We start from the raw sequence: 25,484 nt of genomic DNA, 5'->3' as shown, positions 1-25,484 counted from the left end.
AAGATCATCCAAAATCTTTCAAATGAATGGATAACAGCAAATTGCAATATCAATTTCCGATAATGCAATTTGTTATTAATATTATATCGTGAATAACCTTACCGTGCATAAACTAATGTTTCGTTTTTTCGAACATTTCTTCTTGAACGAGTTCTTGAATGCGTTGAATTGCTCCTTGTTCCGCCAGTTCCACAGCTTCTGCAGCTTCTTCCAAAGCTTTTACATAGCGGAAATTGTGGAACGATTCTTCCGCTTGAAGCAACAATTCATGGACCCTTGGATTTGAACGATATCGGTTTCCATATTGAATGATACGCTCTATTAACATCACATTTTCGATCATCTCTTTAGCATGTTTTTGCACATCTTGAATACATTTTTCCGCTTGATCTAAATTGCTATTTACCAAATTCATGTTCAACGGAACTTCTTGGAGGCTTTGCATTACAATAAATAATTGCTCTTCTGCTTCTTCTAAGCGAGCATCCATTTCTTCTGGTATACCCGGAATGTTTGCTCTATGTAACATCCGGTCTGTTTCTTGCAGGATTTTCTTTAAAGACTGAAGTTTTGCTCGAGCTTTATTTTCATCAATTCGCAAATTCTTTAACCGGTTTGAAAACTGATCTTGCACCGCTTGAATTTGCTCAATTTCATTACGAATTTCGATTAATTCTTCTTGCAAACTTGAGTATGCGGATTTTTCTTCTCTTACACGGGATAGCAATACTTCAAATCTTTTTTGTATCACTTCCAATTGTTTTAATCCGAGTTTTGGAATTTCAGCCTCTTCTTCCGGCAAACGATAGCTATTTTGCACATATTCTGCTTCTGTACTTACTTCTTTTGTAGCTTTCAAAACTTCATTTAAAGTTTTGTATGTACTATCGCAATTTTTATCGACATAGTTTTTTGCATAAACTTCTTTTTCAAGTAAATCGTAAAAATTGTCGATTTCATCATTGATTTCTTGGATTCTTGTCGACACATAAGAAATATTTAAATTCGCTAATTCCTCTTCTAATTTCTTTAATTCTTGTTCAATACGGTCAAGGTTCTTTGTTAATTCTAAATGCTGTAAGTAATATGATTGCTCTTCCATTTCTCGATGACCGGTTCTCAATTCATGGATTGATGCTGGTATTTTAGTTTGAATTTCTGTTAATAATGACGGGATTTCACTAATCAATTCATACATATTTTTCGACTTTTCATTGAGTAAAAGAACAATTTCTCTAGCATTTAAATAATTTCCCTCTTCTGTCATTTTTTCATATTCATCAAGCTTTTGAGGAAATTCTTCTAGCATTTTTTCCAAATTCTCAATCGCAGGACCAAAGGAATATTGATGAGCTAGAAGAGTTTTGCGAGCTGAACGATAAAGTTCCTTCAATTGTTCTATTTCAATGCGATTCTTTTCTTCACTGCCAATTAATTCTTCTAATTCAGATAAGATCTCATTTTTGATTTGATCACATTTATCAATATAATCTTCTATATCTTTTTCAATCATCGAAGCTTTTTTAAATTTAAACCGGTCAATATATTCTTCAGCATCGAACAACATGGAATCAATTTTGATGATGTCAACATCTACCACTTCAGTCCATTTATTTCGCCAACGTTCGAATAATTCTTCCGTCTGACCGTTCATATTTAAATTTTTTACCTTTGTTAATTCTTCAAATATAGGATAATGTTGAATTTGTAATTTCTTTTTTTCCAGTCGCTCTATTACAGCATTATGTTTTTTCCGGATGATTAGCCCGAACGTTAATAATGCTAATAGTACGATGATGACAATGATGATATACTTCATCGCAAGCCTCCTATTCCACACTCACGCAAATTGGCTATATGTTATATAATATACCATGTTTTTGAACTTTTGTTTTAAAAAATAAAGTATTTCATGAAAGTAATATAATTCTATTTAAAAGGAGTTGAAAAAAATTGAAAAAAGATGGGCACATTCATACTCCCTTTTGTCCCCATGGAACAGCTGATTCGCTGGAAGGATATATAGAAAAAGCAATTCAACATCAATTTACAGATATTACGTTTACTGAACATGCACCTCTACCAGCAAATTTTGTTGATCCCACACCCGAAAAGGATAGCGGAATGAAACCGGATTTATTGCCAACTTATATAGAAACATTGCACAAATTAAAACAACAATATGAAAAAGATATCACCATTCATATAGGTTTAGAAGTGGATTATATTGTTGGTTATGAAAACGAAACGAAAAACTTATTAAATAGTGTTGGTCCTTTTCTTGATGATGCCATCCTGTCCGTTCATTTTTTAAAATGGAAAGATGAATATGTTTGCATCGATTATTCAGAACAAGAATTTATGAAATTTGTAGAAAAAGTTGGAAGTGTTGAAGCGATTTATGAATTGTATTATGATACTGTTATTCAATCAATTGAAGTGGACCTTGGTGTACATAAACCTCGTCGCATCGGCCATCCTACCCTAGTCCATAAATTCCAACATGCCCATAAAGTTCATGTAAATGATGAACAGCGCATTAAAGAAGTATTAAATAAAATGAAGGCATTTGGATACGAACTGGATGTAAATAGCGCAGGGTTAAGCAAAAAATATTGTTTAGAGCCTTACCCGCCATTCCCAATGATTGAGTATGCTAAATCGATACATCTGCCACTTGTGTTTGGATCTGATGCTCACTCAATCAATGATTTGCATCAACATTATGAAAAAATTTTCCACAAATAGGAGGTACTATGTTTACGAAAACTGAATATAAAGGTAATCTCGAAGAGCAATATGACATGTTATCCAAGCAACTCTCCGCTTTACTCGAAGGAGAAGATGATATCGTTGCAAATTTAAGCAACGCTAGTGCATTGTTAAATCAATTTTTAACAGACATCAACTGGGTTGGATTTTACTTAATGAAAAATGATGAACTTGTCCTCGGACCATTTCAAGGATTACCTGCTTGTGTACGAATCCCAGTAGGACGTGGCGTATGTGGTACCGCTGTACAGAAAAGAGAAACGATCGTCGTAGAAGACGTTCACCAATTCCCTGGTCATATTGCATGCGATGCTCGAAGTAATTCAGAAATTGTCATTCCTCTAATAAAAAACGATGAAATCATCGGCGTCCTTGATATTGATAGTCCACTGAAAAATCGCTTTACAAACGATGACAAGCTGGGATTAGAAAAATTTGTCCAAACATTAATCCAATATTTATAAAAAAATTACTACGTTTTCGTAACTTTTACGAACGTAGTAATTTTTTATGGCCTCAAAGCCCTTACATCCTCATAAATACAAACCTTATTTTTTCCGCTATTTTTTGCAACATATAAAGCTTTATCTGCCTGTAAAAATAATTGCTGATATTCAGGTCGATTTTGTTTATGCCAAGTTATTAATCCCGCTGAAACGGTCACTTTAGGAACAGTTATTTTTGGAATTTGCGACACGATTTTTTTAGATAGATGATATGCTTCCGATTTAGATATATTTGGCACATAAATGCTTAATTCTTCACCGCCCCATCGAGCACAAATTCCTTTTTTTCCAACTTCCTCAATTAACTTTTCTCCAATTTGAATTAATACTTGATCGCCAACTTGATGACCGAATGAGTCATTAATTTGTTTAAAGTCATCAATATCAAGCAATAAAAACATACCGCTTTCATCGTTTGTTAATGATTGATTCACAAATTTATCAAGATAACTTCTAGCATAAAGCTTCGTTAAATGATCATGATCGACCATTTCTTGCAATTTATGTCTCAGAATATTATTCGATATCGCTAAAGATGAGTGATGGATCAGCGATTGCATTAATTTAAAGCTATCAAAAGAGAAAAAGTAAGCGTCTTCATGTAAAACAATGCTAAAGCCGATAATTTTTTGTCCAGCAATCATCGGTATGGCCATCATCGACTTGAATTTCACATCGCTTGAAATGAGTCGGCTAAAATCTGCGATGAATAAAGAGTCCTTCGATTTTTCAAAATGCTTTGCGACAAAATCAATGTAAAAAATGCCCTCAACCGATTTAAATAAACTGGTAGAAGCATTTGCTAATTGAAAACATTCCTTCTCCGCAAACACAAAACATAACTCGTTAGGTTGGAAAGATTTCATTAACTGCTTCTTTAAAAACGTAAGCATTTCAACTATATCTAGCTCTGAATTCAATCGATGACTGGTTTCATTAATTAGTTGCAAATCACCGATTAAACGATGAGATTGATGATATAATTTTGCGTTTTCTAATGCATTGCCCGCCGTATGTGTAAGCATTGCAATGTATTCCTTTTCCTTTTGGGAGAATACATATTGGATTGGTGCTTTCACTTGAAAAATACCGTAAATTGCTTGTCTCCCTTTTATCGGTGCGTTTAAAATACAACTGTTTAATTCCTCTGATTTTTCAATCGTAATTTTCCCCGATACAAATGCTTCAACTGTTGCAGCGCGCTCTTTTAAATAGTCAAACTGTTTAATTTTAAGGGAAGTCTTCTGTTCTTGATCATTCGACAATATTAATTCTACTTCAAATTCTGAATAGTTTTCTTGGATTGTGGTAATCACGTTTTCTAATATGATGTCGATATCCATCGTAGAGTGAAATAAATCCGTCATACTATATAATTTTTTAAATTTCTTTTCGTTCGTGCGTACTTCTAAATTATGAATGAATGCTCGAAGAAATTTTGAGATGTTATCGACGAATTCACAAAAAACTTCTGATTCAGAAAACTTTTTCCAAGTAGGACTCGATTGACATAATAATAATCCGAATACTCTTTCTCCTTCTCTGAGTAACACCATATCAGTGAAATCACGATAGTCAAAAAGCTCCTTTAAAGATTGTGGTATGGAAGCCCTAGCTTCGACCATTTGCGGTATCTCTCTCTGTTCTAATATGGAAATTGCGCTTTTATACTGCTTTAACGTATCATTTTCAACGAAGAGAATATCGCATTTCTTTATATTAAAATGTTGTACCAAACACTTTTTAAGCATATTGATAAATTCTTTCAAATCACGCTCATCATCGATGGAGCTAAATGAAAGGTTCAATAATTCCGACTTAAATTCCATTAATTTCAGCCGATCTTCTGACATGAAATCACCTTTTCTTGACTAACAAGATAACAACATACTATTAATTATACCATTTTTTAAAACTAATTTCCTACTTATATTTTAGCTTTAAAGACATATTGTAAAATAAAATTTTCTCTTTTCTGTATCATTGATTAATGTTATGAAAAAAACAGTTGAAATATCTCTAAACATTATCAATTCAATTATTTTCCCTTGACTGAAGTTCTAAAAAATTATAAAATTACCTTCGTGTAAAATAAATGCAGCAGTTGTATAAACTTGTGAATGTATTTTATTCCTCTAATAGTCACTGATTATTAGAAGGTGTATTGAGTAACCCTAACGGCTGCTAGGGCGAAAATACATGAAAATAAAATACACATAAGTTCGGATACAACTGGTTTTGTTTTACAACAAAAAAACCAAAAGGAGGAGACAAGATGTCTCGTTATACAGGACCATCATGGAAAATCTCTCGTCGCCTTGGTATTTCACTAAGCGGCACTGGTAAGGAATTAGAAAGACGTCCTTACGCACCAGGTCAACACGGACCTACTCAACGTAAAAAATTAACAGAATATGGTTTACAGCTTCAAGAAAAACAAAAACTTCGTCATATGTATGGTATGAACGAACGTCAATTCAAAAACCTATTCGTTAAAGCGGGTAAAATGAAAGGTGTTCATGGTGAAAACTTCATGATCCTTCTTGAATCTCGCTTAGATAACTTAGTATATCGTTTAGGTCTTGCTCGCACTCGTCGTGCAGCTCGTCAATTAGTAAACCATGGCCACGTTACTGTTGATGGACAACGTGTTGATATTCCTTCATACAGCGTAAAACCTGGTCAAGTAATTTCTTTACGTGAAAAATCTAAAAACTTACAAGTTGTAAACGAAGCAATTGAAGCAAACAACTTTGTTCCAGAATACTTAACTTTCGATGCAGAGAAAAAAGAAGGTACTTACGTTCGTTATCCTGAACGTTCTGAATTACCATCTGAAATTAACGAATCTCTAATCGTTGAGTTCTATTCTCGCTGATTTATTGCTTTATTACAAAAAGCCCTGGAAACTTTGTTATCAAGTTTCCAGGGCTTTTTTTAAGCATATGGAAAACTTTATTTCAATTAATAGTGAAACAAACAAATCTGTTAATATCAAGGCATTAAGTATATTCAATCGTTTTGCTATTATGTTTCTTGCGGGTAATTTTCCCCCATTGGCAACGTTTTTTTCTATATCCTATAAACGCCGAAACTCTAATCAGCGATAAAAAATAACGGAATATAGCAATTTCAATCATGACCATTAGTAATGCAATCATCACATCTGACCCATGCAGTTTTAATCCTTGAGTATATACTCGCTGGAAAAATGCTGCAAGAGACAATAAGATTCCATAACATGTATAAATTAAAAATAAATTAATCATAAATGGAACATTCAATAAATCGAATGATTCCAATTACCATCATTATTAAAGTGAATATTGTTAAATAATAAAATTGTATTTATTTACATTTTTTCATCTTTTTGGTTTAATTGTTTCGTAACATGTCAATAAAATATTATGTAGAATTAAGTGCATTATTACTATTTTGGTATTAATAAGTAAGTCTTAATGAAAGAAAATTTCAAAACCCCATTATATCTACTATCTAATTGGGTGGAATTTTTTTCACAAGGACAAAAATTAAGGCTTGATTGACATCATTTGTCAATCAAGCCTACTCGTTTATTTCTATCAAATATTAAACGTATTTAACCATATGATATTTCTTTTTACCACGTCGGATAATTGTAAATTCATCATCTAAACGCTCTTTGCTACCAACAATGTAATTTACATCAGTTACTTTGTCTCCATTAATAGAAATGGCTCCATTCGCTACGTCTTCTCTCGCTTGACGTTTTGATGGCGAAATATTTGCTTCTACTAGTAAATCTACAATATTTTTGTCTTCTTTCGCGATTTCTGCAGTAGGTACATCTTTAAATGCATCTCTCATTTCGCTGGCAGATAGTGATTTTAAATCCCCTGAGAATAGTGCATCTGTAATGCGTTTTGCTGTTTCGAGCGCTTCTTCGCCGTGAATTAGTTTTGTCATTTCTTCTGCTAATACCTTTTGCGCTTTGCGTAAATGTGGTTCTTCTTCCACAGATACAGCAAGAGCTTCAATTTCCTCTTTGCTTAAGAACGTAAAGATTTTTAAATATTTAACAACATCCGCATCAGCTGTATTAATCCAGAATTGATAAAATTCATATGGACTAGTTTTCTCAGGATCTAACCAAACTGCACCGCTTGCCGTTTTACCAAATTTTGTGCCATCCGCTTTTGTAACAAGCGGCATTGTAATACCGTAAGCCTTAGCCTCTTCATTATGTGTTTTGCGGATGATTTCAAGACCTGTTGTAATGTTGCCCCATTGGTCTGAACCCCCAACTTGTAATCGCACATTGTAATGATCATATAAATAATTAAAATCAATACCTTGCAATAAAGTGTAAGAGAATTCAGTAAATGAAATACCTGATTCAAGACGAGAGGCAATGGTATCTTTTGCAAGCATGTAATTAACATTAATAAGCTTTCCGTAATCACGCAAGAAATCGATGACATTCATTTGGCTAATCCATTCATAGTTATTCACTAAAATAGCACTGTTTTCACTATCACCGAATTCAAAAATGCGCTCCATTTGTTTTTTTAGTCCATTAACATTTTTTTCTATTTGTTCTTTTGTAAGAAGTTGGCGTTCTGTAGATCTTCCAGATGGATCACCAATCATTCCTGTTGCCCCACCAACAAGTAATACAGGTTTGTGACCTGCTTGTTGGAAACGACGCAGTGTCAGTAGTGGCACAATATGGCCAATGTGCATGGAATCAGCTGTTGGGTCCACCCCTACATATAATGATATTTTTTCTCCACTTAATAGTTTTTCTAATCCTTCTTCATCAGTTTGCTGATATATTAAACCACGCCATTTTAAATCTTCTAATAACGCATTTGTCATACTTGATTCCTCCTATTTTGTATTTATTAATGAAAAGGGATATAGTTTGTTCAATACATATTTCACCAAAGCTAGGTCAAAGAAATTTTGCAATAAAAAAACTGCATGCAATCATGCATGCAGGGACGCTATTCACGTGGTACCACCCAGCTTGGAGAAACTATCTCCCACTCATTCATCCTTATCGCGGAAAACGTTCAAGCTCCAAGAACGTAATTCATGTCTTCATTATGACTAGCTTGCACCAACCGCTAGCTCTCTAATACAGTGAATGAAAACACTACTTCAATCTCTTCAACGCTTGAAAATATATGTAAATCATAAAAAACTATAAGTCATATTGTACTCGTAAAATTTTCATTGTCAACAACTATACTCCGATTATATAGAATTGTGCTATAATATACAAGATTTTAGGAGGGGATTGAGTGAGAGAGTGGCTTCAACAATTTATCAATAAACTAATACAAATAAACGAAAAAATTGAAACGATAGCTACATCTAAAGATACAAGCAAGTTGCGCATTACATTAAGTGTGCTTTGGAATCTAGGACTCGTCTTTTTGATACTTTTTTTAACCGGCTTTGTATTTGTATTTTCCATTGGAGTAGGCTATTTTGCATCATTAGTAAAAGACGAGCCTCTGCACACGAAGGAAGAAATGCGAAAACAAATTTATAACTATGAAGAAACTAGTGAAATGTATTTTGCCGGAAATATTTACATAGGCAAAGTTCGCACAGATTTAGATCGACAAGAAACAACGCTTGATCAAGTATCACCCCTTTTAGTGCAGGCAGTCCTTGCAACGGAAGACGAATACTTTTATGAGCACAATGGAATCGTGCCAAAAGCGGTACTTCGAGGATTAATTCAAGACTTTACAAATGCTTCAACCCAAACTGGTGGTTCTACTTTAACGCAGCAACTTATTAAGAACCAAATATTAACGAATGAAGTGTCATACGAACGAAAAGCGAGAGAATTGTTGCTTGCATTCCGTCTTGAACATTTTATGACAAAAGATGAAATTTTAGAGGCGTATTTAAACATTATTCCATATGGCAGAAATGCTTCTGGCCGGAATATTGCAGGAGTGGAAACAGCGGCGAAAGGAATTTTTGGTGTAAGTGCAAAGGATTTAAATTTACCGCAAGCTGCATACATTGCCGGAATTCCACAAGCACCTTTTGCTCATACTCCTTATACGCAAAAAGGACAACTAAAAAGTCCAGAAGGTTTACAACCTGGAATCGAACGAATGAAAACCGTCTTATATCGAATGAAAGAAGTTGGCTATATTTCAGAAGAGGAATATCAAGAAGCTCTCAACTATGACATTACAAAAGATTTCAAAGAACCAGAATCACAAACGTTAAATTACCCATATCTAACTTTTGAAATCGAACGCCGAGCAAAAGAAATTATGGCAAGAGTATTAGCTGAAAAAGACGGCATCGATCCTAAACGTCTTGATGAAGAGGAAAATCTTTACGAAAAATATATAATACTTGCGGACAGAGATATACGTTCAGGCGGCTACCGCATATATACGACAATCGATAAAGACTTATATGATGCAATGAACAATGCAGCAAAGGAATTCCAATATTATGGTCATACTTTTACGAAAACAGAAATTGATCCAGAAACAAAACAAGAAGTTGAAGTCCCTCTTCCTGTGCAAGTAGGCAGTATACTAATCGAAAATAAGACAGGAAAAATATTGAGCTTTGTTGGAGGAAGAGACTTTGAAATTACCGAGTTAAACCATGCAACTCAAGCATATCGTCCGAATGGTTCAACGATGAAACCGCTACTTGTTTATGGTCCAGCGATCGAATATGGTGTGATTGGCGCAGGAAGTCCTGTTGTTGACGTCAAATTCAAGTATAAAGGCTGGGCTCCAACTAACTATATCCAAAACGAAGAGCGGGGAATCATACCGGCTAGGGTAGCATTAGCTCACTCGCAAAACTTAACAGCAATCCGTTTATACGACCAAATTATCGACAGAAGACCTGCTGAGCTATTAAAGAAAATGGGATTCTCAAAATTAACTGAAGGGGATTTTGTTAATCTAGCTACTTCTATCGGAGCATTAGAATACGGAACAACAGTGGAAGAAAACACAAACGCTTTTGCCACATTTGCAAATGGTGGGAAATTTATTGACGCTTATATGATTGATCGGATAGAAGATGTAGACGGCAATATTATTTACAATCACACTCCAGAGCCAGTTCAAGTGTTTTCCCCTGAAGCATCATACATCATTACTGATATGATGAGAGATGTATTGGAATATGGTACTGGTACTAGAGCACGCAGTACATTAAAATTCTCATCTGACTTTGCAGCAAAAACAGGTACAACTCAAGAATACAAAGACGTATGGTTCGTTGGATACAATCCAAATGTTTCTTTAGGGGTTTGGTTAGGTTATGACCAACCGAGAACTTTATATCAATTTAACAATATATATTTCCAACCAAGTACTCGTGTAAATTTATTATGGGCAACTTTAATGAATGCGGCTTACAATGTAAAACCCGAATTCATTGGTACGAAAGAGCGATTCCAACAACCGAAAGATGTCGTACATGCATCCTTCTGTGGCATCTCAGGAATGGCGCCATCAAACGCATGTAGTAATGCTGGTTTAGTACAAAATGACTTGTTTATTCGTAAATTTGTTCCATCCAAAGTAGATAATAGCTTCATCTCTTCTGAAACGAGAACGGTTAACATCAACGGTGAATCTTATCTTGCTTTGGATTCAACACCATCTGAATTTACTTATACTTCTAGCGGAATTTCATTAAATAAAGAATTTGTTGATAAATTACTAGGCCGTCTCGGCGGAAATCCTGATAAACTCTTAGGAAAACAATCAATCCAAGTTGCATCTGCAAAGAGCTTTGACGCAGACCAAGTTGCACCTCAACCAGTAAATGCAACAATTAAAGGAAATGTTTTATCCTGGTCACCTTCCGCTTCCAATGACGTTGTCGGTTATCGTGTTTACGACCTTTCCGACGGCGGTAAAAAATTAATCGCTTCCGTTAAAAGTGATACTCGCAGCATTACTGTTGGAAAAGGAAAATACGGAGTCGTCGCAGTTGATATTACGGGATTAGAATCTGCCATTTCCAACGTGCAAGCAGGAGAACCGTTACAAGAAAATCCTAAGGACGATCATAACGAAAACGAACAACCAAACGACAACGAACAAAATGAAACTGAAAAAGAAGAAAATGACCAGAACCATCAATAAAAACTGTTATTCCACAACAATGGCAACCCACATCATCATTTATAAACACGTCGTCTGAAATGATTTCAAGACGCCAATTGTAACACTATCGCAGGAACAAGTGTTATAAAAAAATAAGTGAGGGTGTCTGGAAAGTTTATGACTTTCTAGACACCCCCTTTCTTTTATACGAATACCTTTTTTAAAATGTCGATGGCTTGATCGATTTCTTCATAGCTTACAGTTAGAGGGGGCAATAATCGAATTACTTTTGTACCAGCCGAGCAAACTAATAAACCAGCTTCTTCTAGTTTACTAATAGCTGGCGCCACTTCATTTTCCCCTTCTAATCCAATCAATAACCCTCTTCCTTTAACTTTAAATTCTCCATTATGGAAAGCTGCTTTTAACTTTTCAACAAAATAATCTGATTTCTTTTTTACTTCATCTAAAAAATCTTGTTGGAATACAATGTCAATAACTTTTTGAGCAACAGCAACAGCTAACGGATTTCCTCCAAAAGTTGTACCATGTGTACCTGGACTAAAAGTATCAAACAATTCTTTTGTTCCTAATATACCACCGATTGGAAATCCTCCTCCGAGTCCTTTAGCTATTGACACAATATCCGGTTTTAAAGGAGTTTGTTCGAAGGCGAAACGGGTACCTGTTCTACCAATTCCTGTTTGAACTTCATCAATGATTAATAAAATTCCATTCTCTGAACAAATCTCTTGAATAGCTTCAGCAAACTCATCGGTAACCGCATTGACCCCGCCTTCACCTTGAATGACTTCAAGCATGATGGCAGCAACTGTATCATCGATTGCACTCTTTAATGCATCCACATCGTTAAATGGTAGATACGTAAATTTGTCCACTAACGGTCCAAAACCGTTATGAATTTTTCCCTGTCCTGTTGCACTCATTGAACCAAATGTACGGCCATGGAATGATTGTTGGAAGGTAATAATATGGTGTTTTCCAGTATGTTTACGTGCGAGCTTAATAGCCGCTTCATTTGCTTCTGCTCCGCTATTACAGAAAAATGCGTATGAAAAGTGTGTATCCTTTACGAGTGATTGCGCTAGTTTTTCCTGACCCGGTATTTGATATAAATTGCTAGTATGCCAAATTTTCTCGCTTTGTTCCTGAATTGTTTTGACAAGTTCCGGATGAGCATGACCCAATGATAATACAGCAATTCCGCTTGTAAAATCTAAATATTCTTTGCCATTTTGATCTTTGACGATGGTCCCTTTCCCCTCAACAAGAGCAATGGGTCTTCTTGCGTAAGTATTAAAAAGTGCACTCATTTTACTAACTCCTTACTGATTATTGTTGTCCCTGTTAACGTATCATCAACGATTTCTACTTTCGGGATGCCTGCTTTTAATACTCGAATCGCTCCCTCTACTTTTGGTATCATCCCCCCTGTAATTTCGCCTTCTTCAATCCACCGATAAATGAGTTCAGGTGTAACTTCTTTTTGATACTTTCCACCAATGCGAATTCCAGCTACATCTGTAACAAGCAGTAAACGTTCAGCACCTACTGCCAACGCAATTTCGCTAGCTACTGTATCACCGTTAATATTTAATCCTTGTCCTTCTTCGGAAACGCCGATGCAACTAATGACCGGCACCACTTTCTTTGTGGTAAGGATATCGATAATATCTGTATTTATATGCTTTATTTCTCCCACATATCCATAAGTTTCATAGTCTAGTAATTCACACTGGAGAAGATTCATATCAAATCCGTTTATACCGATTGCTTGAATGCCTGCTCGATTTAAATCGTAAACGAGTTTCGGATTCACTTGGCCAATTAAAGTCGACTGAACAACTTCCATTGCCTCTCTATTTGTTACTCGAATACCATTTATTTTATGCGATGAAACTTTCCTTTTTTCCAATTCGCGGTTAATGGCCGGACCTCCGCCGTGGGTAATGATGATATCATAACCTTCTTCTTGTAATGTTTTAAAATTGGAAAAGAAGGCCTCATTTAAGCCTTCTAATGTACTTCCACCTAATTTAATGACAATTCGTTTACGAACGGTAGCTTGCATTGATTTGTACATAGTCATAAGATAAATCGCACCCCCATGCAAACCCGTGTCCTTCTCCTTGACTTAATGAAACATAAATTTTTATTTCATTTGCCTTTAAAATTTTTATTAGTTCTTCTTCATTAAATGGAACGGGTTCACCATTTTCCACCATTTTTTTATCACCAATTTTTATCATAATTTTGTCTGGGTCAACTGTTGCTCCACTATAACCAACAGCCGCAATAATGCGTCCCCAATTGGCGTCACAACCAAATACCGCCGTTTTCACTAATGGAGAGCCTACAACCGTTTTTGCAATTTTCCGTGCTTCTTCATCTGAAACGGCCCCATCTACTTCTACCTCAATCAGTTTTGTCGCACCTTCTCCATCTCGTGCAATTGCTTTTGCCAAATCTTCTGCAACCATTTGTAAAGTTTTATAAAAATTGTTCCAGTCTGGGTGTTCCGGTGTTAATCGGTTATTCCCTGCTAAACCATTCGCCAACACCAATACCATATCGTTAGTTGAAGTATCTCCATCAACTGTAATACAGTTAAAAGTTAAATCTGTAATTTCTGATAACGCTTTTTGTAATACATCGGATTCGATATTCGCATCTGTTGTAATAAATCCAAGCATCGTCGCCATATTTGGTTCAATCATTCCAGAACCTTTTGCTGTACCTGAAATTACGACTTCTTTTCCATCGATAGTTGTGGAATAAGTCGTGTTTTTCATGACCGTATCTGTCGTTAAAATTGCTTGTGCAAAATCGATGCCATTTTCCAGTGTATTTCCTATCTCAATTTTTTTCACACCATCACGGATGCAATCCATCTTCAGCATCTCACCGATAACTCCAGTAGAAGAAACTCCCACTAATTCAGGATCGATACCTAATTTTTCTGCAGCTAATTTTTGCATTTCATAAGCATCAAGCAACCCTTGTTTTCCTGTGCAAGCATTGGCATTACCAGAGTTGACAATTACCGCCTGCATTTTTTTCGTTTCATAAACAACTTCTTTCGTTACTTTAATCGGTGCAGCTTGCACTTTGTTTGTTGTAAATACGCCTGCAACACTCGCTGGTACTTCACTATATAAAAGTGCTAAATCCTTTTTCTTATGTTTAAGTCCACAATGGATTCCAGCAGCTTTAAATCCTTTCGGTGATACAATATTTTTACTTGATAGCTTCATCTCTACTATAGATTCCATTTTTTCTCCTCCATTTCTCCCAAACACAAAATTAAATAAATAATGGTACGACATTTAAACCAGTCGTTTGCGGCAGATTCATTTGAACATTCATATTTTGAATTGCCTGCCCTGCAGCCCCCTTAACTAAATTGTCAATTACACCAATGATGGTAGCCCGATTTGTCCGTTCATCTACTTTTGCAAACACATCGCAATAGTTCGAACCTTTTACTCGACTAGTTCCAATTGTATCGGCATCGGTAATCACACGAATAAACGGATGTTTTTTATACGTTTCTAGTAAACATTCCGATAAATCTTTTGTAGTTACTCCATTTGTCACCGGTGCGTAGGAAGTCGCTAAAATTCCCCTCGTCATCGGCACTAAATGCGTATTAAATGTAATGGTTGCTTTAACGTTCGTAAACATTTCAATGGCTTGCTCTATTTCCGGAATATGTTGATGTTCATTTATCTTATAAATTGATAAGTTTTCATTCGTTTCACTAAAATGCGTCATTTTTGTTGGTTTATTTCCAGCACCTGATACTCCACTTTTTGCGTCTATCACTAAGAAGGAAGGATCAATTAAACCATTCTTAATTAGCGGAAGGATTGATAAGAGTACCGCAGTCGGATAACAGCCTGGATTTGCTATAAAAGCAGCCTCCTTAATGTTCTTTTCATTCCATTCTGTTAAACCATATACGCTTTTTTCTATAATTTCCGGTGGAGCCGGTTCTTTCTTATACCATTTTTCATAGTCTTGTAGATTTTTTAATCGATAATCTCCAGATAAATCGATTAATTTTGGTCCTCTTCCTACAAGCGGAGGTAAAAGTTTGCTCGTCACTCCACTAGGTGTACTTGCAAAGACAACATCATATTTCATCAAAGTCTCATAATCTATTTTTTGTAAAGGGACATCTTGAATATTCAATAAATGACCAAATTTAGACGAAAATATAACTCCTTCTTCAGAAGAAGTAAACAAGTCCATCCGTTCTACTTCAGGATGATTATGTAAAAACCGAATCAGTTCTAATCCACCATATCCAGTAGCTCCAATGATTGCCACCTTCATCATTCTCACCTCTTCTGTAAGATAATGTATAGTATAAACCTGTATAAATATAAAGTCAAATGTATGTTTATATATTTTCGAAAAATTCTATATAACAAAAAACGAAGGATAATCATTTATTGATAAATGAATTATCCTTCGGTGGATGCATAAATATTACCTTGCTCAACAAATCACATGATGTGTTCTAGCAATTCATTGAATCAATTAATCATCTTCCATCGTCGATAAGTCACCCGTTGGAAGATTTAACTCCCAAGCTTTTAATACGCGGCGCATGATTTTACCGCTTCGAGTTTTCGGAAGTTTATCTTTAAATTCAATTTCCCTCGGTGCTGCATGTGCAGCTAAACCAGTTTTGACAAATTGACGAATTTCTTCTTTTAATTCTTCTGTCGGTTCAACTCCAGGTCGTAGTGCTATAAAGGCTTTAATGATTTCACCGCGAACTGGATCTGGCTTTCCTATAACACCCGCTTCAATAACATCTGGATGTTCTAGCAATTTGCTTTCTACTTCAAATGGTCCAACTCGCTCGCCAGCTGTCATAATTACATCATCGACACGACCTTGGAACCAGAAATATCCATCTTCATCTTTATATGCTGAATCTCCTGAAACATACCATTCTCCATTTAAGAAATATTGTTCATAACGCTCAGGATTTTTCCAAATGGCTCTCATCATGGCAGGCCATCCTTTTCGAATCGCTAAGTTCCCCATCGTATATGGTGGTAGCTCATTTCCTTCATCATCAACAATAGTAGCGTATACACCTGGAATTGGTTTTCCCATGGAACCTGGTTTGATTTCCATGCTTGGATAGTTACAAATCATGTGCCCACCTGTTTCTGTCATCCACCAAGTATCGTGAATACGATGACCTAATTCACTCATACCCCAACGAATGACTTCTGGATTTAATGGTTCTCCTACAGAAAGCACGTGTCGTAATGAAGATAAATCATATTGTTTTAACACGCTTGTACCTGCACCCATTAACATTCTGAATGCTGTTGGTGCACTATACCAGACAGTAACACCATATTCTTCGATAGCTTCATACCATTTTTCAGGACTAAATCTTCCTCCGATGATTACGTTTGTTACACCATTCAACCATGGACCAAAAATACCATAGGCTGTCCCTGTCACCCATCCTGGATCTGCTGTACACCAATAAATATCATCTTCATGCAAATCTAATACCCAACGAGCAGTTTGATATTGTTGAATCATTGCATTATGCACATGCAATACTCCTTTTGGTGCCCCCGTTGATCCAGATGTATAATGTAAAAGCATTCCATCTTCTCGATCTACCCAAACAATATCGAAATGACTGGATGCTTCATCTAATCTTTTATTAAAATCAACGATTTTTTCATTTTCTTCTACTTGTTCCCCAACAAGAAATACTTTTTCTAAATGTGGTAATTCATCTAACGGCACTCGATTTAATAATTCTGGAGTTGTAACAAGTGCCTTTGCTTCACTATTTGATAATCTGTCATATACCGCTCCCTCCATAAATGCTTCAAAGAGCGGACCTACAATTACCCCCAACTTCAAAGCACCAAGCAAAGAAAAATACAATTCTGGAGATCTCGGCATAAAGATAAACAATCGATCCCCTTTTTCAAGGTTTGCATACTCTTTTAACACGTTGGCAGCCTTGTTCGTCATGCGCTTCATATCATAGAATGAGTAGGCTTCTTTACGTTCCCCGTTATTAAAGTAAAGAGCTACTTTGTTTTTTCGATCTGATTCTGCATGACGATCGATTGCTTCGTAAGCAGCATTTAGTTTCCCCGTCGTATACCAACTAAATGCTTTCTCTACTTCCTTCCAATCGAAATTAGCATATGTTTCATCATAGTTTTTTAGATGATAATCCCCGTGAACAACTGCTAATTTCTCAGTCGTTTTCATCCCCATGAAATATCCCCTTTCTTTTTTGATATTTTACATTTTACAACGAATTATTATAATTAGCAAAATATTTTTAACATTTAGTTAATTTGTTTATTTTTCACAAATTTCTGCGTTAATGCACAGAATTTATCATATAATGTTAATAATAGAAAAACGGAGGTGATGCTGATTGCAACATATAAAAAATTATTACAATGCGCAGTTGAAAACGCCTCATGGCACCGTCATCGTCGAAGGGCCCATACCGCCAGAAACACTCGAACAATATGAATTTCATGAAAATTTAACTTCTTTTCGTCCTCCTCAGGAACAAAAAAGGGCATTAATCGAGATAGCTAAATTAATAGAAGGTAGAATTATTATCGCTCGCAATGAAAATATCGTCATCGGCTATGTCACATATCTTTATCCTGATCCACTTGAGAGATGGTCAGAGGATAAGATTGAAAATATGCTAGAATTGGGAGCAATTGAAGTAATACCATCCTATCGAGGAGCTGGGGTAGGAAAAAAACTATTAGAAGTTTCCTTTATGGGAGATGAAATGGAAGATTACTTAGTTATTACTACAGAATATTATTGGCATTGGGATTTAAAAGGCACAGGACTAAATGTATGGCAATATCGAAATATGATGGAAAATTTAATGAAAACAGTTGGCTTTGAATATTGTGCGACCGATGATCCAGAAATAACATCTCATCCAGCCAATTGTCTAATGGTTCGTATAGGCAAGCGAGTGAATCAAGAATCCATCGAACGATTTGACAGACTTCGATTTAAATATCGATACATGTATTAATTTAGGAGGATAAGTATGATTGTCGAACAAATCATGAAAAGAGATGTGTATGCGCTTACACCAAAAGATACATTAAATGATGCCCTTAAATTGATGAGAGAAAAAAGTATCCGCCACATTCCCATTGTAGATGATGAAGAAAATGTCGTTGGTCTCATTACATCACACGACGTCAAAAATGCATTACCTTCTTGTCTTAAAGAAGAAAATAATCCGACTATTTATGATACACCTATTGAAAAATTTATGGTAAAAGATGTCATCGTTGGTCATCCACTTGATTTTGTTGAGGATGTAGCGATTACATTTTACGAATCAAAAATTAGTTGCCTACCTATAGTTTCTGGAGGGAAGCTTGTAGGTATCGTTACATCTTCGGATTTACTGTATGCTTATATTGAATTAACAGGTGCACATCAGCCTTCATCGAAAATTGATATTCGGTTAAAAGATAAAGTTGGAACATTAGCAGATGTCCTAACACTTATAAAAAAACATCATGCAAATGTGTTAAGCATTTTAGTATTTCCTGATACAGAAAACAATGATAGCCGCATCATTTCAATTCGCATTCGAATGATGAATCCTTTATCAATTATTACTGATTTACGAAACAACGGCTTTGAAGTATTATGGCCTAATGTGCCAGGGGTGAATCTATGAAAAATGCAGTATTTGTATACTCACCAGAACAATTAAGCTACAAGTTTTCTGACAGCCATCCATTTAACCATAAGCGGTTACTGTTAACTATTGATTTACTAAAAAACATTGACGCCTTATCAGATGATGATATCATTCCAGCAAGAGTAGCAACTGATGAAGAACTTGAACTGGTCCATGATCCAAAATATATCGACATCGTAAAAAAAGCAGGACATGGCCTCATAACAGCAGAACAAGCAGAACCATACGGCATTGGAACAGAAGATACCCCGATATTTCCGAACATGCATGAAGCAAGTAGTTTGCTTGTCGGCGGTACATTGCAAGCGGTAGATTATGTAATGCAAGGAAAAAGTAAACATGCTTTAAATCTCGGTGGTGGTTTGCATCATGGTTTTCGTGGAAGAGCAAGTGGCTTTTGTATATACAACGATAGTTCGATTGCAATCCGTTACATACAAGAAAAATATCAAGCTCGCGTTCTTTATGTAGACACAGATGCTCATCATGGTGACGGTGTACAATGGACATTTTATGATGATCCTAGCGTTTGCACATTTTCCATTCACGAGACAGGCAGATATTTATTTCCAGGTACGGGAAATATCAGTGAAAGAGGAAATGGACAAGGTTATGGAACTTCATTTAACTTTCCTCTTGAAGCCTTTACTGAGGATAATAGTTTTTTAATGGTGTACGAAAAAGCTTTAAGGGAAGTCATTGAATATTTTAAACCCGATGTACTTTTTACCCAAAATGGCGCAGATGCCCATTATTTTGATCCTTTAACTCATTTATATGCCTCCATGAAAATATACCGAGAGATTCCGAAACTCGCTCATGAATTGGCTCATGAATATTGTGATGGACGATGGATTGCCGTTGGTGGCGGCGGTTATGACATGTGGCGAGTTGTGCCACGGGCATGGTCACTGATTTGGCTAGAGATGAATGATGACCCCATTCCAACAGGAAAACTGCCTGAAGATTGGTTAAACAAATGGCAAAAAGAGGCGCCGGTGCCGCTCATTCCAACGTGGGAAGACCCAAATCCATTATTTGAACCGATTCCAAGGAAAGCAGAAATAGAAGAAAAAAATGCACAAATGCTCATAAAAGCATTAAATATCATCAGAAGTGAGAAAAAATAGCATTCATATAAGAAAAAGTGTAGACAAAATCATTTGAGACTTTGTCTACACTCTTTTATTTTTTTGATTTTTCTTTCACTGAATCACGTTTTTCAATTCGATAAGGCAAAATAACATTTTGATCTTCTACTTTTTCTTTATTCAAGAATTTCGTTAATAATCTCATTGATACTGCACCGATTTCATATAAAGGTAGTGCCACACTTGTTAATTGTGGTCTTACCATACGAGCTAATTTCGAATTTTCAAAACTGATGACCTCAATATCTTCCGGTACTTTTATACCGTGATCTTGTGCAGCATGAATAATTCCAATTGCTAATTCATCACTTCCAGCAAAATAGGCAGTCGGCGGATTTTCGATTTGGTTTAACTCTTTCCATGCTTCCACTCCACCGTCATACGTGCTGTCTTCAGCAACAATTAACGATTCATCCACATCTAATCCAGCATCTTTCAATGCTTTTTTATAAGCTTCTAGCTTATATTTGACGTTGATTGTATAACTTAACGGTCCGCTAACGAATGCAATACGTTTATGTCCATTCGTAATTAACATATTTACCGCTTCATAAGTTGCTTGGAAATAATCGATATTAACTGAAGGTAACTTTTGAGATTCATCAATTGAACCTGCAAGAACAATCGGTACAGGGGAATTTTCCATTGACTGAAGTAATTTCGGTGTAACTGCGTCGCTCATCATTACAATTCCATCAACTTGTTTTCCTAACATTGTGTCAAGCAGTGACAACTCTTTGTCTTCATTTTGGTCAGAGTTGGCCAAAATAATATTGTAGCGATACATCGTTGCAATATCTTCAATCCCTCGAGCTGCTTCAGCATATATATTGTTTGAAATATCAGGTATAATAACTCCTACTGTTGTAGTTTTTTTGCTCGCAAGTCCCCTTGCTACCGCATTAGGACGATATTCAAGACGTTCAATCACTTCAAGCACTTTTTTACGAGTAGAAGGCTTAACATTTTGATTACCATTTACTACTCGTGACACTGTTGCCATTGAAACATTCGCTTCCCGTGCAACATCATAAATTGTAACAGTCAAAGGTTTTCCCTCCTTTTTCATTTTATTATTGTCTTCATAATACGATATTTTGCTTAATTTTTTCAATACAAAGCAAAAGTTCAAAAAAATATAATATTTTAGATATAATACTAGTAAATTATCACCAAATATTCGAGTAAGAAAAAACTACCCAATCTTAGTGATTGGATAGTATAAAACATTAAGCTTTATATTCATATTGTTTCATGAATTTTTGAAGTTCTTCAAAGAATTGGTCAAATTGTTGTAAATCCATTTGTTGTTGTGAATCGGATAATGCTACAGATGGATCTGGATGCACTTCCGCCATAACACCGTCTGCACCAATAGCAATTGCAGCTTTCGCACATGGTAATAATAAATCACGGCGTCCTGTTGAATGTGTAACGTCAACAAATACTGGTAAGTGAGTTTCTTGTTTTAAAATAGGTACTGCAGAAATATCTAATGTGTTACGTGTTGCTTTTTCATAAGTGCGAATTCCACGTTCACATAGCATGATATTTTCATTACCTTTAGACATGATATATTCTGCTGCGTGCACAAATTCATCGATTGTAGCAGCTAATCCACGTTTTAATAATACTGGTTTGTTCGTTTCACCAACTGCTTTTAGCAATTCAAAGTTTTGCATGTTTCGGGCACCGATTTGAATGACATCAACATAATCCAAAGCTTCTTCAATATGAGCAGGTGTGACAATCTCAGTCACTACCGCTAATCCATATTCTTCAGAAATGCGTTTTAAAATTTTTAAACCTTCTAAGCCTAATCCTTGGAAGTCATATGGAGAAGTACGAGGTTTGTAAGCACCCCCTCGGATGAACTTTAATCCTTTAGCTTTAATTGAAGCGGCTACTTGTGCTGTTTGTTCATATGATTCTACTGAACATGGACCGAAGATGAATGTTGGCTCGCCAACTCCAATTTTTTCATTATTAATTTCAATCACTGTATCTTCTGGTTTTTTCTTACGTGACACAAGCAATTCTTTTTTCGTATCTGATTCTAATTGTTTCAAAGCCGTTTTAAAAATTGTTTTAAAGATATAATCAACCGTCATTTGATTTAACGGACCTTTATTATGCTTTTTCAGTAAATCTAACATATGACGTTCACGTAACGGGTCATATCGTGTAACGCCTTGTTTTTCTTTAATTTTACCAATTTCATTTACAATTTCAGCACGTTCGTTAATCAAACGAAGAATCTCTAAATTTAGTTCGTCAATTTGTTGTCGAAGTGCTTCTAATCTTTTTTCACTCATTCCCTAATTCTCCTCCTCCACTTAAATACAACACTTTCAGAAGACTGAAATGTATGTTACATTTTAAGATAATATCCATATTATAATCAAGAAAATTCAGAATGTCACGTTTTTAATTTAACGCTTCAACTCGTTAAAGTATATGAAGATAATAATAGAAAGGAAGCGGTTGCATTGAGTTCCAAAATATTTGCTTTAGATATCGGAACCCGGTCGGTCGTAGGAATTATTTTAGAAGAGGAAAATCACCAGTACCGTGTTGTGGATATACTCATGAAAGAACATAAAGAGCGGGCAATGATTGATGGCCAAATACATAATGTTTTATACGTGGCAGAATTAATAAAAGAATTGAAGTCAGAATTAGAAAAAAAACACGGTCCTTTAACAAAAGTGAACGTTGCTGCAGCAGGGCGTGCACTAAAAACTGAACAAGCTCTTGTGACAATTAATATTAAAAATCGGCCAATTTTTACACAAGAAGATATCAATAGACTTGAATTACAAGCTGTACAACAAGCGCAAGTTCAACTTATTCAGAAACATGAAAAAGATGAAAAAAATCATTATTATTGTGTTGGTTATTCTGTACTTTACTACAAGCTTGATGGGCAAGAAATTGGGAGTCTTTTGGATCAGCAGGGAAATGAAGCGACAGTTGAAGTGATTGCAACATTTTTACCACGAGTAGTAATTGAATCGCTATTTGCTGCATTAAAAAGAGCAGATTTGGAAATGGAGGCATTAACCCTCGAACCAATTGCAGCAATTAATGTCTTAATTCCTCCAACAATGCGTCGATTAAACGTAGCGTTAGTCGATATAGGTGCTGGTACATCGGATATCGCAATTACAAATAATAACACAATTGTGGCCTATGGGATGGTTCCAACAGCTGGTGATGAAATTACTGAAAGTTTGTGCGATCAATATTTACTCGACTTCCCTGTCGCAGAATCTATTAAACGTAAATTACATACAGAAGAAATGATTACGATTCAGGATATATTAGGATTTGAACAAGAAATCCCAAGCGTGGAAATCGTTCAATCGATTGAGCCATCCATAAAACAATTGGCAACTGCCATCGGAAATGAAATATTGCGATTAAATAACCAAATTCCACCAAAAGCTGTTATGCTTATTGGAGGGGGAAGTTTAACACCTAAACTACCTGAAGAACTTTGTAAAATCTTACAATTGCCAGCAAATCGTGTAGCCGTTCGGGATATTAGTGCCATTCAGAACTTAATAAAAGATGAAACCATTGAAGTAAGACCTGATCTTGTAACTCCAATCGGTATTGCGATTGCGGCTAAAAAATCTCCTATACAATATATGTCAGTTAAAGTGAACGATCAGGTTGTTCGACTATTTGAAACGAAAGAAATGACGGTAAGCGATGCTTTTTTAGCTGCGAAGATAAGTGCAAAACATTTATATGGTAAACCAGGACAAGGCATATCCATTACCATCAACGACCGGGATATTTTCATTCCTGGTGAACACGGAAATCCTGCAACGATATTGGTGAATGGTCAAGAAGCTTCAACTAAATCAAAAATTCAAGATGGGGATGAAATTACTATCATCCCTGGAGAAGATGGTAAAGATGCTCATGCTACAATTCGTGATATTATTGACCAAGCATCCACCAAAAAAATCAATTTCAACGAACAAACATATTTTGTTGAACCAATTGTAAAATTAAACGGAGAAAGAGCATCCCTCGATACTCCTATAAAAGACCGAGATCAAATTATCTTTGAACCTATTGAAACAGTACAAGACTTTTTAGAGCATATTAACCGACATGATGTCATCCAATTCCAAACGTTTTTAGTTAAAGTTGACGGTCAACCGGTATATTTACAAAAGTACAGTGGCACATTCTTATTGAATGGTAAACCTGCCAAATTAACGTACCCAATTCAAGATGGGGATGTATTAACGATACAAACCCCAACGACGATGCCAACAGTTCGAGTCGTGTTAGATCAATTAGATATTGCATTAGAAGACTCTATTACAGTAACTTTTCAAAATGAACCATTACAATTGAAAAAAACAAAATATGAAGTTCTCATGAATGGTGTAGTCGTACAGCCAACTACAATTGTGTATAACGGTGCTTCTTTACAATTAGTGAATAAAGATGGTAGCCCTTGGATTTTCCAAGACGTTTTTAAATTCTCAAACTGGCAAATGCCTCCTGATTTTAGAGGACAATTCATTATTCTTAGAAACGGAAATCCAAGTTCTTTTGACACGGAAATTTTTGGTGGCGATATTTTAGAAATTCAATTAATTGAACAACCAGCTATGGGATAACGGCTGGAAGAATGCTAAATTTTAATCTAAATTAAAAAAGCAAATTGAGAAAACTCATCGTTTTCTCAATTTGCTTTTTTCCGCTTAGATAGATGAAGGTCTAGCAACTTCTGAAATATCCATCCCATCATAAACATCATTTAAATTTTCCTCATAAGAAACCGTACCATCATCAATCACTTGTGGCGATTTTACTTTTTTTGCTTTAACTTTATCTACTAATTGAGATGACTGCTCTTTAATTTGACTTGAAAGTTGAACAGTTTTTTCTTTAGCTGTTGATGAAAGAACAAGCCCTTTTTGTCGAATATTAACTGCTTGTTGCGCAACATCAGTTCGCAAATCTTTTCCTGTTTTTGGAGCAAGTAGTAATCCTACAGCAGCTCCTACAATTCCTCCAACTAATGCACCGATTACGAAATCTTTCATATTGATTGTTTCCTCCTCTCTAGTTTCATGGACTAGGGATTCTTGAGGTAACTGTTGTTTTTTTACTTCGTTATAATTTGGTTTTTCCCCTGACATACATT

General features: G+C 35.6%; 20 protein-coding genes and 1 other annotated feature. Of the genes, 8 read left to right on the top strand and 12 right to left on the bottom strand.

What is annotated here, in order from left to right; genetic code table 11:
- Positions 1–112: 112 nt before the first annotated feature.
- On the bottom strand, positions 113–1,819 hold the full coding sequence (gene ezrA / locus NST00_RS08355; protein ID WP_016837100.1) for a septation ring formation regulator EzrA: 1,707 nt from the start codon (positions 1,817–1,819) through the stop codon (positions 113–115).
- A 134-nt stretch (positions 1,820–1,953) separates the two neighbouring features.
- On the opposite strand from ezrA, the gene hisJ reads away from it, so the two are divergent.
- Both hisJ and NST00_RS08345 read left to right on the top strand, forming a co-directional pair.
- Positions 1,954–2,748: a histidinol-phosphatase HisJ gene (hisJ, locus tag NST00_RS08350; protein ID WP_016837099.1), complete on the top strand. Its 795-nt coding sequence runs from the start codon at positions 1,954–1,956 to the stop codon at positions 2,746–2,748.
- 8 nt (positions 2,749–2,756) lie between these two features.
- Complete coding sequence (locus NST00_RS08345) at positions 2,757–3,236, top strand: GAF domain-containing protein (RefSeq protein ID WP_016837098.1); 480 nt, start codon at positions 2,757–2,759, stop codon at positions 3,234–3,236.
- A gap of 44 nt (positions 3,237–3,280) precedes the next feature.
- Here NST00_RS08345 and NST00_RS08340 read toward each other — a convergent pair whose 3' ends face one another.
- On the bottom strand, positions 3,281–5,131 hold the full coding sequence (locus NST00_RS08340; protein WP_016837097.1) for a sensor domain-containing diguanylate cyclase: 1,851 nt from the start codon (positions 5,129–5,131) through the stop codon (positions 3,281–3,283).
- Positions 5,132–5,553: 422 nt separating this feature from the next.
- On the opposite strand from NST00_RS08340, the gene rpsD reads away from it, so the two are divergent.
- Entirely contained in the window at positions 5,554–6,156 is a 603-nt protein-coding gene (gene rpsD, locus NST00_RS08335; RefSeq protein ID WP_016837096.1) for a 30S ribosomal protein S4, read from the top strand.
- A 124-nt stretch (positions 6,157–6,280) separates the two neighbouring features.
- Here the strand turns inward: rpsD and NST00_RS08330 are convergent, their stop codons facing one another.
- Together NST00_RS08330 and tyrS are read right to left on the bottom strand one after the other, a co-directional pair.
- A complete protein-coding gene (locus NST00_RS08330; protein WP_340709850.1) occupies positions 6,281–6,547 on the bottom strand; it encodes a hypothetical protein in 267 nt (88 codons plus the stop codon).
- A 319-nt stretch (positions 6,548–6,866) separates the two neighbouring features.
- Positions 6,867–8,135: a tyrosine--tRNA ligase gene (gene tyrS, locus NST00_RS08325; protein ID WP_339288227.1), complete on the bottom strand. Its 1,269-nt coding sequence runs from the start codon at positions 8,133–8,135 to the stop codon at positions 6,867–6,869.
- A gap of 118 nt (positions 8,136–8,253) precedes the next feature.
- Positions 8,254–8,442 (bottom strand) — a binding site (T-box leader).
- A 121-nt stretch (positions 8,443–8,563) separates the two neighbouring features.
- On the opposite strand from tyrS, the gene NST00_RS08320 reads away from it, so the two are divergent.
- A complete protein-coding gene (locus tag NST00_RS08320; protein WP_340709849.1) occupies positions 8,564–11,413 on the top strand; it encodes a transglycosylase domain-containing protein in 2,850 nt (949 codons plus the stop codon).
- Positions 11,414–11,577: 164 nt separating this feature from the next.
- Here the strand turns inward: NST00_RS08320 and NST00_RS08315 are convergent, their stop codons facing one another.
- The 5 genes from NST00_RS08315 to acsA all read right to left on the bottom strand — a co-directional run bounded on the left by NST00_RS08315 (position 11,578) and on the right by acsA (position 17,671).
- Positions 11,578–12,708 carry an acetylornithine transaminase gene (locus tag NST00_RS08315; protein ID WP_016837087.1) on the bottom strand — a complete coding sequence of 377 codons (1,131 nt, stop codon included), beginning with the start codon at positions 12,706–12,708 and terminating at the stop codon, positions 11,578–11,580.
- Positions 12,705–13,484, bottom strand: a complete 780-nt coding sequence (gene argB, locus NST00_RS08310; RefSeq protein ID WP_026018964.1) for an acetylglutamate kinase — start codon at positions 13,482–13,484, stop codon at positions 12,705–12,707. The genes NST00_RS08315 and argB overlap by 4 nt, the downstream gene beginning before the upstream one ends.
- Positions 13,447–14,667 (bottom strand): bifunctional ornithine acetyltransferase/N-acetylglutamate synthase, encoded by a 1,221-nt coding sequence (argJ, locus tag NST00_RS08305; protein ID WP_016837085.1) that lies wholly within the window; start codon positions 14,665–14,667, stop codon positions 13,447–13,449. The genes argB and argJ overlap by 38 nt, the downstream gene beginning before the upstream one ends.
- A 31-nt stretch (positions 14,668–14,698) precedes the next feature.
- On the bottom strand, positions 14,699–15,733 hold the full coding sequence (gene argC, locus NST00_RS08300) for an N-acetyl-gamma-glutamyl-phosphate reductase (RefSeq protein WP_016837084.1): 1,035 nt from the start codon (positions 15,731–15,733) through the stop codon (positions 14,699–14,701).
- A gap of 207 nt (positions 15,734–15,940) precedes the next feature.
- A complete protein-coding gene (gene acsA / locus NST00_RS08295; RefSeq protein WP_016837083.1) occupies positions 15,941–17,671 on the bottom strand; it encodes an acetate--CoA ligase in 1,731 nt (576 codons plus the stop codon).
- 166 nt (positions 17,672–17,837) lie between these two features.
- On the opposite strand from acsA, the gene NST00_RS08290 reads away from it, so the two are divergent.
- From NST00_RS08290 to NST00_RS08280, 3 genes are read left to right on the top strand one after another with little or no spacing between them, the layout of a single operon-like run.
- Entirely contained in the window at positions 17,838–18,470 is a 633-nt protein-coding gene (locus tag NST00_RS08290) for a GNAT family N-acetyltransferase (RefSeq protein WP_016837082.1), read from the top strand.
- A 15-nt stretch (positions 18,471–18,485) separates the two neighbouring features.
- Positions 18,486–19,133, top strand: coding sequence for a CBS and ACT domain-containing protein (locus NST00_RS08285; RefSeq protein ID WP_016837081.1), 648 nt, complete (start codon positions 18,486–18,488; stop codon positions 19,131–19,133).
- On the top strand, positions 19,130–20,287 hold the full coding sequence (locus NST00_RS08280; protein WP_340709848.1) for an acetoin utilization protein AcuC: 1,158 nt from the start codon (positions 19,130–19,132) through the stop codon (positions 20,285–20,287). Before NST00_RS08285 ends, NST00_RS08280 begins: the two co-directional genes overlap by 4 nt.
- Positions 20,288–20,342: 55 nt before the next feature.
- On the opposite strand, the gene ccpA is transcribed toward NST00_RS08280, so the two are convergent.
- Both ccpA and NST00_RS08270 read right to left on the bottom strand, forming a co-directional pair.
- On the bottom strand, positions 20,343–21,356 hold the full coding sequence (gene ccpA, locus NST00_RS08275) for a catabolite control protein A (RefSeq protein ID WP_016837079.1): 1,014 nt from the start codon (positions 21,354–21,356) through the stop codon (positions 20,343–20,345).
- A 181-nt stretch (positions 21,357–21,537) separates the two neighbouring features.
- Positions 21,538–22,623, bottom strand: coding sequence for a bifunctional 3-deoxy-7-phosphoheptulonate synthase/chorismate mutase (locus NST00_RS08270; protein ID WP_016837078.1), 1,086 nt, complete (start codon positions 22,621–22,623; stop codon positions 21,538–21,540).
- A 174-nt stretch (positions 22,624–22,797) separates the two neighbouring features.
- Here NST00_RS08270 and NST00_RS08265 point away from each other — a divergent pair, with 174 nt between their 5' ends.
- Entirely contained in the window at positions 22,798–24,954 is a 2,157-nt protein-coding gene (locus NST00_RS08265) for a cell division protein FtsA (protein WP_016837077.1), read from the top strand.
- A gap of 84 nt (positions 24,955–25,038) precedes the next feature.
- Here NST00_RS08265 and NST00_RS08260 read toward each other — a convergent pair whose 3' ends face one another.
- The gene (locus NST00_RS08260; RefSeq protein ID WP_340709847.1) at positions 25,039–25,479 is read right to left on the bottom strand and encodes a YtxH domain-containing protein; all 441 of its coding nucleotides are present in this window, start codon (positions 25,477–25,479) and stop codon (positions 25,039–25,041) included.
- Positions 25,480–25,484 lie beyond the last annotated feature (5 nt).

Source organism: Ureibacillus sp. FSL K6-0165 (assembly GCF_038004285.1).
Taxonomy (GTDB): Bacteria; Bacillota; Bacilli; order Bacillales_A; family Planococcaceae; genus Ureibacillus; species Ureibacillus thermosphaericus.
This window is presented reverse-complemented; position numbering and strand designations above follow the sequence as displayed.